The following is a 14,094-nucleotide window of genomic DNA, read 5'->3' as shown; positions in this document are numbered from 1 at the left end:
ATCACTTACTCAGCCCGTTCCTTTAACGGGAAGCGGCGACGCACCAGCACAAAGAACAACGGCACGAAGTAAATGGCCAGAACGGTGGCCGAAATCATGCCGCCCATGACCCCCGTCCCGACGGCATGCTGGCTGCTGGAGCCTGCGCCCGTACTGGTCGCCATCGGCAGTACGCCAAAGACAAACGCCAGCGACGTCATCAGGATCGGGCGTAAGCGCTGACGGCAGGCGTGCAGCGTGGCGGCCATCAGCTCGTGGCCTTTGGCATTCATCTCGTTGGCAAACTCAACGATCAGAATGGCGTTTTTCGCCGATAGCCCAATCACGGTGAGCAGCCCCACCTGGAAGTAAACGTCGTTCTCGAGGCCGCGCATCCAGGTCGCCAGCAGCGCACCGATAACCCCAAGCGGCACGACCAGCATGACGGAGAACGGGACCGACCAGCTTTCATACAGTGCGGCCAGGCAGAGGAAGACCACCAGCAGAGAGAGCGCGTAAAGGGCGGGGGCCTGTGCCCCGGAGAGACGTTCCTGGTAGGACATGGCCGTCCACTCGAGACCAAAGCCGGCAGGCAGCTGCTGCACCAGTTTTTCCATGGTGTCCATGGCGGTACCGGTACTCACTCCCGGCGCGGCTTCCCCGACGATTTCAACCGCAGAGTAGCCGTTATAGCGCTCCAGACGCGGCGAACCGCTCTCCCAGTGCGAGGTGGCGAACGCGGAGAACGGCACCATGCCGCCAGCGTTATTCCTGACAAACCAGCGGTTTATATCATCCGGCAGCATGCGGAACGGCGCGGCGGACTGGACATACACTTTTTTCACGCGGCCGCGATCCATAAAGTCATTCACATAGCTCGAGCCCCATGCCGTTTGCAGGGTGTCATTGATATCGTTGATCGAGACGCCCAGCGCCTGCGCTTTACGCTGATCGATATCCACCTGCAGCTGCGGGCTGTCGTCGAGGCCGTTATGGCGAACGCGGGTCAGACCCGGATCGTTGCCCGCCAGCGCTAACAGCTTGTCGCGTGCCGCCATCAGCGCCGTGTGGCCCGCGCCGGCGTGATCCTGCAGCTCCATATCAAAGCCCGCAGAGCTACCCAGCCCGCTTATCGCCGGCGGGCTGCTGGCGAAGACGCGCGCTTCTTTAATGTGCGCAAAGGCTTTGGTCGCGCGCTCAATGATGGCAAACGAGGTGCCCGTTCTGGTATCGCGCTCGTCCCAGTCCTTCAGGCGGACGAACATGCGGGCGACGTTCTGCCCGTTTCCGCCCGGGCCAGAGCCCACGGTGGAGAAGACGGACACCACGTTATCTTTCTCTTTGGTGAAGAAGTACTGCTCCACTTTCTGGACCACTTTCAGCGTCTGCTGCTGCGTTGCGCCGCTCGGGAGCTGCACCGAGGTGGTGAACATTCCCCGGTCTTCCATGGGCAGAAACGAGGTGGGGAGATGCATAAACAGCCAGACCATGCCGCCCAGCAGCACAACGTAAATCATCATCCAGCGCAGGCTGCGATGGAGCACGCCACCGACGGCAGATTCATACCGCGCGGCATTGCGGTTGAACATCCGGTTAAACCAGCCGAAGAACCCTTTTTGCCCGTGCTGCTCCCCTTTGTGCAGCGGTTTCAGAATGGTGGCGCACAGCGCGGGGGTAAGGATCAGCGCCACCAGCACGGAGAGCACCATCGCCGAGACGATGGTTATCGAGAACTGACGGTAAATCGCCCCGGTGGTGCCGCCAAAGAAGGCCATCGGGATAAAGACGGCCGACAGCACCATCGCAATACCGACTAACGCCCCCTGAATTTGCCCCATGGATTTTCGCGTCGCCTGGCGCGGTGAGAGACCTTCTTCGCTCATGATGCGCTCGACGTTTTCAACCACCACGATGGCATCATCCACCAGAAGGCCAATCGCCAGCACCATCGCAAACATCGTCAGGGTGTTAATGCTGTACCCGAACGCGTAAAGCACCGCAAAGGTCCCCAGCAGCACCACCGGGACGGCAATGGTGGGGATCAGCGTCGCGCGGAAGTTTTGCAGGAACAGGTACATCACCAGGAACACCAGCGCGATGGCTTCCAGCAGGGTCTTCACCACGTCCTCAATCGACGCTTTAACGAAGGAGGTGGTTTCATAGGCGACTTTGTACTCCAGCCCGTGCGGGAAATACTGTGAAAGTTCGTCCAGGCGGTCCAGCACCAGTTTCGCCGTGGCCATTTCGTTTGCGCCGGAGGCCAGTTTAATTCCCAGACCGGAGGCCTGATTGCCGTTAAAGCGGCTCAGGTAGTCGTATTTTTCCGCCCCCATTTCCACCGTAGCGACATCGCCCAGACGCACTTCCGACCCGTCCTGATTCACGCGCAGGGTGATGTTGCGAAACTGGTCCGGCGTCTGCAGCAGGGATTGCGAATTAATGGTGGCATTCAGGGCCTGTTTATCGACGGACGGCGTTCCCCCCAGTTGCCCCACCGCAATCTGGGCGTTCTGGGCTTTAATGGCATCCGTCACGTCGGTTGCCGTCATCTGGTAGCTGTTCAACTTGTTGGGATCGAGCCAGATGCGCATTGAGTACTGTGAGCCGTAAGCGTCGATATCCCCGACGCCGTTAATCCGGCTGAGTGGGTCCTGAATATTACTGGCGACGTAGTCCGCAATGTCCTGCTTATCCATCGAGCCATCTGTCGAGACAAACGCGATGGTCAAAATGTTGGTATCACCGGTTTTACGCACGGTCACGCCCTGATTCTGCACTGCCTGGGGCAGCTTGCGCATGGCAGACTGCAGCTGGTTTTGGACCTGCTGCACCGCTTCGTCCGGGTCGGTGCCCGCCTTAAAGCTCAGGGTCACCGTCGCCTGACCCGTGGCGCTACTTTGCGAGGACATGTACATCAGGTTATCCAGACCCGTCATGTTCTGCTCGATAACCTGCGTCACGGTGTTTTCCAGCGTTTGTGCGGAAGCGCCGGGGTAGTTTGCGGTGACGCGCACGTTAGGTGGCGCCAGATCGGGGTATTGCTCAACAGGAAGTGACGTAATTGCCAGGACGCCTGTCAGGCACAACAGGATGGCAAGCACCCAGGCAAAAATGGGGCGATCGATGAAAAAATTCGCCATGAAAGTGTGACCTCGTTTTGCTGCACGTCATTATTGTTTATTGTCCGCATAACTTTAGCGGTAAGGCCCAGGTCAAACGTGGAGAAATAAAGGAGATAATGTAAATTATCATGCGCTTTTCCCTGCGCTTCCCTCTTTACCGTTATTTACCCGTTAACGGCGCGGGCACCGGGAACGTCACGCTGACCAGCGTGCCGCCGTTTTGCGGCTGCGAAAAGTGCAGCCTTCCTCCGAGCCGTTGCGCGCGTTCGCGCATAATGTTCAGCCCGTAGTGTCCCGGCGGCTCGCTGGCTTCGCCAATCCCGATGCCGTTGTCACGAATGCTGACGCTGTGCGTCCCGTCCGCTGCGGTCACGCAGTTCACCGCGATTTCGCTGGCCTGCGCGTGCTTAATGGCGTTCAGCACGGCCTCACGCACGATCTGCAATAAATGCACCTGCTTTTGCGCGTCCAGCGCCAGCGAGGAGAGGCGACAGTCAAGATGCAGCTTCGCCTGCGTCTGGCTCTGCAGGACGTCGAGCGACTCCTGCAGCGCCGCGGGTAAATTCGCGTGGTTCAGCGTCAGGCGGAAGGTGGTGAGCAGCTCGCGAAGCTGCTGCCAGGCATTGTTCAGCTCGCGGGAGAAGTCGGAGATGATAGTCTGCGCCGGAGTATTGTCCTGGGGCACGGCGCGCTTGAGCAGCGCCAGCTGAATGCGCCAATAGGACAGCACCTGCGCCAGCGAATCGTGCAGCTCGCGGGCAATGGTGGCGCGCTCTTCCATCAGCAGCAGCTGCTGGTAATGTTTTTGCGCCTGGTTAAAATACAGCCCGCGCCCGAGCATGGTCGCCACGCTTCTCATCAGCGGAAGGGGGACGCTGTCCGTCTCGCTTTGCCAGCGCAGCTCGCCGTAAAGGGTGTCCTGCATCAGTACCGGCAGGTTTTGCAGAGGGATGCCCTCAGACTCCGTCCCTTCACACAGCCGCCAGTCGTCGCTGGTGCGCAGTTCGAGATAATTCATCTGCGTATAGTCATGAACAATCTGCAGGATATGCCGGAAGCAGTGGCTGTCTATCTGACCGGTATTCAGCGCCTGCGAGCACTTGAACAGCATGTCGAGCTGCTGGTGGGCTTCATGCAGATGCCGCGTCTTCTCCGCGACCGAGGCTTCGAGCGAACGGTAGAGCGTCGCGAGCTCGGCTGACATGTGGTTGAAGGCGCGAGAGAGTTGGCCCAGCTCGTTCGGCAGGGCGGTATCCGGCGCCGGGGTTGCAAATTCCCCACGCTCAACCCGTTCGCTGGCCGCCACCAGATTGTTAAGCGGCACCACCACCTGGCGACGGATGCGTCGCAGGGTAAACAGCGTCAGGAGCAGGATCCCGAGAGCGCCCGCCAGCGAGAGCAGGGTCACCGTCTGAATTTTATGTTCGGTGTAGTGCTGGAGGGCGAGCACAAAGGCGTCAATACGGCCAACAAAATCCTCAATATGGGTTTGATACCATGCGCTGTCGCCGCGAGCGATGTGTGCATCCATCTCCAGCCAGGCCACGTGCAGCTGCTGGTAGCGCGCTTTGACATTGTCCGGGACGTACCAGCGGTTCAGCTTCTGCAGTGCAGGCGCACTCAGCGTCTGTTGCCAGCTGTCGCGATGTGCGGCAAGGGAAGGGCTGTTGCGCTGCATCTCGTAGCCCAGACGATAGCTCTGCATGCGCAGAGAACCCGCGATATTAATGGCTTCGGCGTCACGCTGGCTGCTGGCCAGCGTCAGCAGGGCGACGGTGCTGGTCAGCACGGATAAGACAATGATCGAAAAGAAAGCCCAGGCAAGGCTTCCGGAAACGGGTCGTTTAACGGTCACAGAACGGCTCTCTGAATAAAATTGATCTGCTACAGGTTCACTGTAAATAATTCGGCATTCCGGGCATTTGAACATTGCCCGATCGCGCCGTGATGCGTAAATACCTTATTCATACAAAGAATAAGGTTATTGAACCAAAAACAGGTGTGGTTATGAATCGTTTTATTATGGCTAACAGCCAGCAGTGCATTGGGTGTCGCGCCTGCGAAGTGGCCTGCGTGATGGCGCACAACGATGAGCAGCACGTCCTGAGCGAGCGCCATTTTCATCCCCGCATTACGGTCCTGAGAGCCGGCGACAAGCGACACCCCGTCACCTGTCATCACTGTGAAAATGCACCCTGCGCGCAAAGCTGCCCGAACGGCGCCATCAGTAAATGCGATGACAGCGTACAGGTGAATCAACAAAAATGCATCGGCTGTAAGGCCTGCGCGGTGACCTGCCCGTTTGGCACGATGGAGATTATCGTCACCCCGCTCGACAACGGCAGCGTGAAGGCCTCGGCGAACAAATGCGATCTCTGTCTGAGGCGGCCACACGGCCCGGCCTGTATCGAAAATTGCCCGGCAGATGTCCTCTCACTGGCGACGCCCGCTGTCCTTGATACGCTGGCGAAATCGCGCCGACAGCGCACGGCCTGCCTGGAGGCGCAGCCCTGGCATGCGGAGGTCGTCGGAGAAGATGCTCCGCGCACCAAACTGCAGCAGATGCACGCGACGGCGCCACGCGGCGAGCCAGACAAACTCGCTGCCGCAGAGCGCGTGGGCCATTTTAACGAAATTTACCTGCCGTTTCGGGCCGGGCAGGCCGCCCGCGAGGCGTCGCGCTGCCTGAAATGTGGTGAGCACAGCATTTGCGAATGGACCTGCCCGCTGCATAACCACATCCCGCAGTGGATTGAGCGCCTCAACGCGGGGGATATCACCGGCGCGGTCGAGCTTTCGCATCAGACCAACTGTTTACCTGAAATTACCGGCCGCGTCTGCCCGCAGGACCGATTATGCGAAGGTGCCTGCACAATACGTGAAGAGACGGGATCCGTGACCATCGGTAACATCGAGCGCTATATCTCCGATCGGGCGCTGGCAATGGGCTGGCGGCCGGATATGTCCGCCGTCACGCCGTCGGGTAAACGCGTCGCGATCGTCGGCGCGGGGCCCGCCGGGCTGGCGTGCGCCGACGTGTTGGTGCGCAGCGGCGTGAGCGTGACGGTCTATGACCGGCATCCGGAAATCGGCGGATTGCTGACCTTTGGCATCCCGGCATTCAAGCTGGACAAATCGCTGCTCGCGCGGCGCAGAGAGATATTTACCGCGATGGGGATCCGCTTCGAGCTGAACTGCGAGGTGGGTCAGGACGTGTCGATGTCGCAGTTAAAGAACGATTACGACGCCCTGTTTATAGGGGTGGGAACCTACCGCTCGATGAAGGCAGGTATCCCGCATGAAGACGCGCCGGGGGTCTATGACGCGCTGCCTTTCCTGGTGGGCAACACGCGGCACGTTATGGGGCTGGCGGCGACGGCCAGCGAACCGTTCATCGACACCCAGGGCTTAAACGTGGTGGTGCTTGGCGGGGGCGATACCGCGATGGACTGCGTCCGCACCGCGTTACGCCACGGTGCGGCGAAGGTGACCTGCGCCTATCGTCGGGATGAGGCCAACATGCCGGGCTCGAAGAAAGAGGTGAAGAATGCCAGAGAAGAGGGCGCGACGTTTGAATTTAACGTCCAGCCGGTTGAGCTGACGCTGGATCCTGACGGAAAGGTCAACGGTATCCGGATGCTGCGTACCGAGCTCGGAGAGCCGGACGCGCAGGGACGGCGTCGGCCCGTTCCCGTGGCGGGCAGCGAATTTGTGATGGCCGCAGATGCGGTCATCATGGCGTTTGGTTTTAACCCGCACGCGATGCCGTGGCTGCAGGAGCAGGGTGTCGAAACGGATGACTGGGGGCGGATCGTTGCCTCCGTTGAGAGCCGTTACCGTTACCAGACGACCAACCCACAGATCTTCGCCGGGGGCGATGCGGTACGCGGCGCGGATCTGGTGGTAACCGCCATGGCGGAAGGGCGTCATGCGGCGCAAGGAATACTTGACTGGCTTGGGGTTAACGCACCAAAACATCATTAAACCGGCGGGCGACAAAGCGGGATTCACGGCGTAGTATAGGACGACTCATTGTGTTGTGGAGCCCGTATGACCCTGAAAATTAACGTTATCAAAGACAAAATTCTCTCTGAAAACTACTTTGTCCTGCGTAACATCACCTATGATCTTACGCGTAACAACGGTGAAGTGATCCGCCACAAGCGCGAGGTCTACGACCGCGGCAACGGAGCAACCATTCTGCTCTATAATCGTGAAAAGCAGAGCGTGGTGCTGATCCGTCAGTTCAGGGTGGCGACATGGGTCAATGGCAACCCCGACGGACGTCTGATTGAAACCTGCGCGGGCCTGCTCGATGATGATGAGCCGGAAGTTTGTATCCGCAAAGAGGCCGTAGAAGAAACCGGCTTCGAAGTGGGCGAGGTCAAAAAAGTCTTTGAGCTGTTTATGTCACCGGGCGGCGTGACGGAGCTCATCCATTTCTTCATTGCGGAGTACAGCGACGCGCAGCGCACCCACCGGGGCGGAGGCGTTGAGGATGAAGATATCGAAGTGCTGGAGCTTCCTTTTTCCCGGGCGCTGGAGATGATGCGTTCAGGCGAAATCAGGGATGGTAAGGCAGTGATATTACTGCAGTATTTACAGACAACCGGGTTAATGAACGCTGCTTTCGAATGAATGTAGTCTGTTTTTCGGGTATATCTGATAAATCCGATTGAGCAACCCCGGCGGGAACACGAAGATACTGCCCAGTTAAGCGTTTTCGTTCCGGGATTGTGCCATTCATGCGCTACAGCGTCTTTTTAATTTCCCTGTTTTGTGTGCTCCTTGCGCCGCAGGTGCGGGCTGCACCTGCGCAGCAAGCCTTCTCTGACTGGCAGGTGACCTGCAATAACCAGAACTTTTGCCTTGCGCGCAATACGGGTGAACACCGTGGTCTGGTCATGACGCTCACCCGAAGCGCCGGGGCGAAAACGGATGCCACGCTGCGCATCGATCTTGGCGGTCTTGATACGCCGTCGGTCAAAGAGCCAGAGATTGCCCCCCGGCTGCTGCTGGATAACGTTCCCCTGAAGCTGGACAAACAGCGCTGGCAGCTCACGCCCTGGCATCTGAAAACGGACGATGCGGCCACCATCACCGCCTTTCTGAAAAACATCCAGGAAGGGAAGGCCCTGACCCTGCGCGGCGGTAAGCAGGTCATTTCACTGAGCGGTCTGAAAGCCGCGCTGCTGTTCATTGATGCGCAGCAAAAGCGCGTCGGCAGCGAAACCGCGTGGATCAGAAAAGGTGACGATCCGCCGTTAAGCGTTCCGCCTGCTCCCGCCTTAAAAGAGGTGGCGGTCGTCAACCCGACCCCGACGCCACTCTCCCACGCCGAACTGAACGACCTGCTGGACTATGGTACCGGACGGATGAACAGCAGCCAGTGCTCGCTGGATCCTAACCGCCGGGAAGTGCGCGTCACCGCGTTGACGGATGACAAAGCGTTGCTGATCGTCAGTTGCGAGGCGGGGGCCTATAATACGGTCGATCTGGCATGGCTGGTATCACGTAAAAAACCGTTCACCACACGCAGCGTCAGGCTGCGTCTGCCGTTTACGCCGTCAAGCGACGACAGTGAAATGGAGTTGATGAACGCCAGCTTTGATGAGAAGACGCGCGAGCTGACAACGCTCGCGCTGGGGCGCGGTATGGGCGATTGCGGGATCCAGACGCGCTGGCGGTTTGACGGCCAGCGTTTCCGCCTGGTGCGCTACGCCGAGGAGCCCAGCTGCGACAGCTGGAACGGGCCAGATGCCTGGCCCACGCTGTGGATCACGCGGTAGTTTTGCCGAGTGGCGGCTTCGCCTTACCCGGCCTACGAATCTTGCGGTCTGTGACAATGTGCCGGAGGGGGCTTGGCCTTTCCCGGCCTACGAATCTTGCGGCCTGTGACAATGTGCCGGGGGGGCTTGGCCTTTCCCGGCCTGCCAATCCTGCGGCCTGTGACAATGTGTCGGGTGGCGGCTTGGCCTTACCCGGCCTACGAATCCTGCGGCCTGCAAAAGCTCAAACCGTAGGCCGGGTAAGCGATAGCGCCACCCGGCAAAGCAGACAGCTCCCCGTTACTGTTTACGGAAGAAGTCGTTGTACAGCATGTAAAGGTGCGCCGCACTCCACGAGAAATTAGGCGCGCCTTGCTGTGCCCCGGTCAGCGGATTGTAGTTTTCCTGAATCGGGCCGTCGGACGTTAACCCCTTTGCGTGCTTAAAGAAGCTTTCCGCCAGCGTTTGCGCCTGTTCCCGGTAGCCATAGCGTTCCATCCCTTTCAGCCCAAACCAGAACTGGTCGACCCAGACCCGGCCGCGCCAGTAGATATCCGGACCAAATGCCGGGTTGGTTAGCGCGGCAGTTCCGAGCGGCACGTACGTGTTGAACTCTTTCGGATCCAGCATCACCTTCACCACGGCATCCGCATGCTCCTGCGTGGCTGCACCGTTAAACAGCGGCGACCAGCCTTCCGGCCCTTTACCGCGTTCGACGATCGGTTTGCCCGCACAGCCGTTCGACAGCGGTTTATCCTCAATGCGGATGTCATAGTAAAAGCCGCTCTTCGCATCGAACATGCAGGTATTGATGTAGCTAGCGAGCCTATCCGCCAGCTGACGGTAGCGGCTGGCCTCCTGCTCCTTACCCAGCAGACTCGCCATCTGCGCCAGATAGTGATTGTCGCTGTACATATAGCTCGCCTGGTCGACGGACTCCTGCAACAGCGAGTAGCCCAACAGCTTGCCCTCTTTGTCGCGGTTTTCGGCAAACCTCACCGTCCAGTCGCTGCGCTTGCCGCCGTTTGCGATGTATTTATCCAGCTGGGATTGATCGATAAAACCGAATACGGCGGCGTCATCGCGCCCTGATTCCCACGAGGCCGCAACCTGCGCCGGGATCTCCAGACTGTCGTAATGGCCCTTGTCGATGACCCTGGCGTAATTCTTCAGCCCGGAGAGGGATTCTTCTTTGTCGCCTTTTTTCACCGTGAAGAGCATGTCGCCGCCGGCGGTGTTATGGGCCTTGTCGCGCGTCGCACCGTACTCCGGCACGCCGTTGCCGTTGTGGTCGCGGTTGCGCAGCCACCAGTCGTGATAGGCCACCAGTTTAGGATACATTTCCGCCAGCCAGGCCTTATCCTGCGTGGTGTTGTACACCTCCATCACCGACCACGCCGCCAGGCTCGGTTTGGTATTACGCTCATTCCAGTTGCCGCCGTCGCCGCCGCGTTCCGGGCTCAGGTTCCAGGCGATGAGGTCCGGCACAAAACCGGCATCCTGCGGGCGAACCGGATCGTCGGGTCTGATTTGCCAGGAAAAGACCGCACGAATGTTCTCTTTGGCGATTTCCGGATTGAAATGCGACATGGCAAACGCCTGTTTCCAGGTATCCCACGGCCAGGTCTGGTTGCCGGAGAACCAACGTCCGGTGACGGATGGCGTCACCGTGTTATAGCGCACCGCGCCGCCCGGCGAGCGCCAGTTGCCGTTCAGCGTTTCGATGGCCTTCACCGCCACGCGGGTTTGCTCTGGCGTCGCATCAGGGTTGGTTAGCCCTTTCTGCAAATAGCCTTCCCAGCGCTGCTGCGAGGCCGTCATATAGAAGGCCGGGCGCGCCAGAATATCGCGGATCTGCACCTGCTCGTGCTTTACCTCATCGGCATTCAGCAGATGGGAATAGGTGGTATACAGCGTGGTGCTGCCGGTAACGTGCGCCCGGCTGGTAAAGCGATGCCCGTCGACGGTGGTGTCAACGGGGAGGGATTTATGAACCTGATATTCGGAACTGCCGGAGGTCAGCAGATCCCAGGTGGAGCGCACTTTGCCAAAGGTCACCTTCAGGCCGTCACGCGTGGGGACCAGCCTGCGCTGGTAATCCGGATACGCGCCGTCGATGGTCTTATTCGACAGCGGTTTGCCCTCTTTGGCCTCCAGCTTCTCCAGCAGTTCGCCGTCCCATACCAGGTCGAGCGGTGTCTTGCTGATGATGCGGGTTTCCAGCAGCGAGGTGCGCGCGGAGGCAAAGCGCAGCGTCATCGCGATCTGCACATCTTTTGCGTTCAGCTTCTGCACCAGCGCGCCGGGAATGCTGTAGGCCTCAAGGGTAAAATCGACTTTTTTGCCGTTCTGATACACGCTCAGGCGATCGAAATTGGTCGCCATAAAGTTAATGTACTCTTCGGTGAGCAGCGCTACGCCGGGAAATCCTCCCTGGGTCTGCGGCCCGTCCGGCAGCAAATGACCATGCCAGGCACCCAAATCGAAAAAGGGATTGAAACGCTGGTGGTCGTCAGCGTCGAAATCGTGCATGTATTCCGGCGCACCGGAACGGTTGATGACGTTTTTAAAATCAGCAGGAGCGGCGGCGTGAGCCGAAAAGCTGAGCGCCAGCGCGCAGGCCAGCGGTGTAAGGCTGAGTTTCATATCGGAAGATCCTTTTACCAGTAGACGTATTGCATCAGGAAGACCTGATCGCTCGGGTCGCCGGAGGCATTTTGCATATAGAAACGGCTGTCGGCTGCGGTGGCAAAGCGTCCACCGCCGTACTCATACCAGATACCGAACTGCATAAACGAGGTTGTTTCATCGGCGGCATTGTCCGGGCGATGCTTTGCGTAGCTGTAAGCGGTGGAGAGATAGACGCCTTTTAACGCTTCAACCATGGCGCTGACCATATACCCGGTCTCTGTGCCGGAGACGTCCCTGCCGCTGGCGCGTCCGGTGTGATGCCAGGCGCGCGCCGCCAGGTTGGGCGACAGAATGCCGGTCAGGAAGAGTTGACCGGTCCCGTCGGTGACCTCCAGGCCGTTCATCCAGGTGACGTCTTTGACGATGTCATACTGGATATAGCCGTTGGCCATCGCCGGATAGGTATACTTATCGTCATAGCGATCGTATTTGCCAAAATGCAGCCAGGCTTTGCTCTCGTCGTGATGCCCCGCAGGCGTGGCGGTGACGCTGTAGCGCAGGTTACCGGAGCGGTTCTGTACCTTGAGCGCGTACATAATGTCGCGGGTGTTGGGGATCACATACCCCAGATCGGGCGTGAAATCCCCCCACCACTGCAGGTCATCGAGGGAGGAGTCCTGACGCAGGCTGAGCATGATTTCGGTGCTGTCGTCAGTTTTGTAGCCGCCGTAAAAGCGGTTAAGCCCGCCCTCGAATCCGCCCCAGCTGTGGTCGGGCACCCAGGCGTTCCCCTGATGGTCAGCCTGTACGGTCCAGCCCTCGCCGTAAATCAGGCCGAACCAGTGCCCGTGTTTCATTTCCAGACCACCCTCAATATAGGTGCCGTCACTGTATTTATGCTTATTCTGGCCCTCTAAATCCATATATCCGCCAACCCCCAGCTCGCCATAAAAACGAAATGATGGAGAGGTCATTTCCGGCGTTTTGGTATCGTCGTGCTCCGCTGGCCGAGCCTCTTCTGCGGCAAATGACGGGTAGCAGAAGGAGAGGGCAGCGAGTGCCCCAATCGTTTTCTCTTTAATTTTCATGCACTCATCCCAATGAGAAAATATCCATGCCTTAAGTGTTAATTAATATTTGAGGCAGGTGACGCTTCTATTTGTTGTTGTTCTTTTGATAATCCCCTGACGTATTTGCTGTATTTCCACCAGGCAAATCCGAGGAATAACACAATGCCACCGACGTTATAGAAAATAATCGTCAGAATATTGGCACCGGTGGGGAAGGTTGAGGCCACAAAGCCGATGGCAAAAATCACAATCAGCATCGACACCACCACCATCCCCGTGGTGCGTGAGCCCATTTTGAAATCACGCGGGAGATGGTCGAGCTTACGACGCAGGTTCAGGTAAGCCAGCATGATGAACAGCGGCGGTAACATTGACGCGGCCGCGGTCATGTTGATGACGGTATTCATCAGCTCCTGCGCGGTGTTCGATCCCATGGTTGGGATAATCATTAACGGAATGACGATCAAATACTGGATCCACGCCGCGCGCGCCGGGACGCCATTCTCGTTCAGCGTCACGGTTTTTGGCCCAAAGATGCCGCTCGGAATTTCAGAGAAAAAGATTTTGACCGGGGTCGCCGTCCACATCAGCAGGGAACCGAACATCGCGGTAAAGGAGACCAGGCCGACAAAGCGGTTCATCAGCACTTCCGGCAGGCCAAACCATACCGCCAGGCCGTGGAACACCTGTACCGAACCACCGGTGAATTTCAGTTCCTTGCTGCTGATGAAGACGTTAATCAGCACCGAGGAGATGGAGTAAAGCACGCCGATGAAAATCCCCGCCAGAATGATCACCTTAACGAAGGATTTTGACCCGCCCTTCACGTCGTTAACGTATACCGCAACGGACTCTGCGCCCCCGGCGGCCATAAATATCCAGGTGGTGATGCCAAGAAACGCCCAGTTAAAGTTCGGGATCATCGCGTCAACGTTAATCGGGTCGGCTGGCTGCACGCCGCCCATCAGCGCCGCACCGGCCAGCAGAATATAGGAGAGGGTTAGCAGCAGCATCAGCGTTGAGGTCACAGACGTGATCGGCCCCAGCATTTTCGCCCCGTTGGTGGACACCCAGGTTGAGAAAGCGAACAGCACCATGCTCAGTACCGTGGTGGCAAACGGCGTAAGGATGTACTCATAACCCAAAAACGCGTAAGAGGCGTAGGCGATGACGCGGGGTAATAACGACGTAAAGAAGAACAGGTTTACGAACCAGTAGGTGTAGGCGGTAATAAACGCCCAGCGCCCGCCCAGCGAGCTTTTCACCCAGGCGTACACCCCGGCTTCGGAGTTTTTATTCAGGGAGACAAACTCCGCGATGATTAAGCAGAAAGGAATGAAGTAGAACAGGGTGGCTAAAAAGAACATCGGCGCCGAGGCAAGCCCCAGCTCGATATTGTTGTTGATAACGTTGTTAAAACTGAATACGGCGGCAAACGTCAGCGACAGCAGGCCGAATTTGCCGATGGTATTACGCTTGGTAGTTTCAGACATAACATATCTCCGGGTACGAGGAGGGCGGTGC

At 58.4% G+C, this 14,094-nt stretch carries 8 protein-coding genes; 3 read left to right on the top strand and 5 right to left on the bottom strand.

What is annotated here, in order from left to right:
• Positions 1-5 precede the first annotated feature (5 nt).
• The gene (acrD, locus tag L370_RS21335; RefSeq protein WP_023332979.1) at positions 6-3,119 is read right to left on the bottom strand and encodes a multidrug efflux RND transporter permease AcrD; all 3,114 of its coding nucleotides are present in this window, start codon (positions 3,117-3,119) and stop codon (positions 6-8) included.
• Between the two features lie 142 nt (positions 3,120-3,261).
• Complete coding sequence (narQ, locus tag L370_RS21340) at positions 3,262-4,956, bottom strand: nitrate/nitrite two-component system sensor histidine kinase NarQ (RefSeq protein ID WP_023332978.1); 1,695 nt, start codon at positions 4,954-4,956, stop codon at positions 3,262-3,264.
• Between the two features lie 152 nt (positions 4,957-5,108).
• Here narQ and aegA point away from each other — a divergent pair, with 152 nt between their 5' ends.
• The 3 genes from aegA to L370_RS21355 all read left to right on the top strand — a co-directional run bounded on the left by aegA (position 5,109) and on the right by L370_RS21355 (position 8,890).
• Positions 5,109-7,085: a formate-dependent uric acid utilization protein AegA gene (aegA, locus tag L370_RS21345; RefSeq protein ID WP_023332977.1), complete on the top strand. Its 1,977-nt coding sequence runs from the start codon at positions 5,109-5,111 to the stop codon at positions 7,083-7,085.
• Positions 7,086-7,151: 66 nt separating this feature from the next.
• Entirely contained in the window at positions 7,152-7,739 is a 588-nt protein-coding gene (gene nudK, locus L370_RS21350; protein ID WP_023332976.1) for a GDP-mannose pyrophosphatase NudK, read from the top strand.
• 107 nt (positions 7,740-7,846) lie between these two features.
• Complete coding sequence (locus tag L370_RS21355) at positions 7,847-8,890, top strand: DUF1176 domain-containing protein (RefSeq protein WP_023332975.1); 1,044 nt, start codon at positions 7,847-7,849, stop codon at positions 8,888-8,890.
• A gap of 279 nt (positions 8,891-9,169) precedes the next feature.
• Here the strand turns inward: L370_RS21355 and ygjK are convergent, their stop codons facing one another.
• The 3 genes from ygjK to L370_RS21370 are packed head-to-tail and all read right to left on the bottom strand — an operon-like array spanning position 9,170 to position 14,063.
• Positions 9,170-11,515 (bottom strand): alpha-glucosidase, encoded by a 2,346-nt coding sequence (gene ygjK, locus L370_RS21360; protein ID WP_023332974.1) that lies wholly within the window; start codon positions 11,513-11,515, stop codon positions 9,170-9,172.
• Positions 11,516-11,529: 14 nt separating this feature from the next.
• On the bottom strand, positions 11,530-12,588 hold the full coding sequence (gene ygjJ, locus L370_RS21365; RefSeq protein ID WP_023332973.1) for a protein YgjJ: 1,059 nt from the start codon (positions 12,586-12,588) through the stop codon (positions 11,530-11,532).
• A gap of 38 nt (positions 12,589-12,626) precedes the next feature.
• Positions 12,627-14,063, bottom strand: coding sequence for an amino acid permease (locus tag L370_RS21370; RefSeq protein WP_023332972.1), 1,437 nt, complete (start codon positions 14,061-14,063; stop codon positions 12,627-12,629).
• Between the last annotated feature and the right edge of the window lie 31 nt (positions 14,064-14,094).

The organism is Enterobacter sp. MGH 24, from assembly GCF_000493015.1.
Classification (GTDB): Bacteria; Pseudomonadota; Gammaproteobacteria; order Enterobacterales; family Enterobacteriaceae; genus Enterobacter.
This window is presented reverse-complemented; position numbering and strand designations above follow the sequence as displayed.

Bases quoted from the DNA above. Each gene is read 5' to 3' on its own strand.
- acrD (WP_023332979.1), bottom strand. From the start codon at position 3,119: ATGGCGAATTTTTTCATCGATCGCCCCATTTTTGCCTGGGTGCTTGCC.
- aegA (WP_023332977.1), top strand. From the start codon at position 5,109: ATGAATCGTTTTATTATGGCTAACAGCCAGCAGTGCATTGGGTGTCGC.
- nudK (WP_023332976.1), top strand. From the start codon at position 7,152: ATGACCCTGAAAATTAACGTTATCAAAGACAAAATTCTCTCTGAAAAC.
- L370_RS21355 (WP_023332975.1), top strand. From the start codon at position 7,847: ATGCGCTACAGCGTCTTTTTAATTTCCCTGTTTTGTGTGCTCCTTGCG.
- ygjK (WP_023332974.1), bottom strand. From the start codon at position 11,515: ATGAAACTCAGCCTTACACCGCTGGCCTGCGCGCTGGCGCTCAGCTTT.
- ygjJ (WP_023332973.1), bottom strand. From the start codon at position 12,588: ATGAAAATTAAAGAGAAAACGATTGGGGCACTCGCTGCCCTCTCCTTC.
- L370_RS21370 (WP_023332972.1), bottom strand. From the start codon at position 14,063: ATGTCTGAAACTACCAAGCGTAATACCATCGGCAAATTCGGCCTGCTG.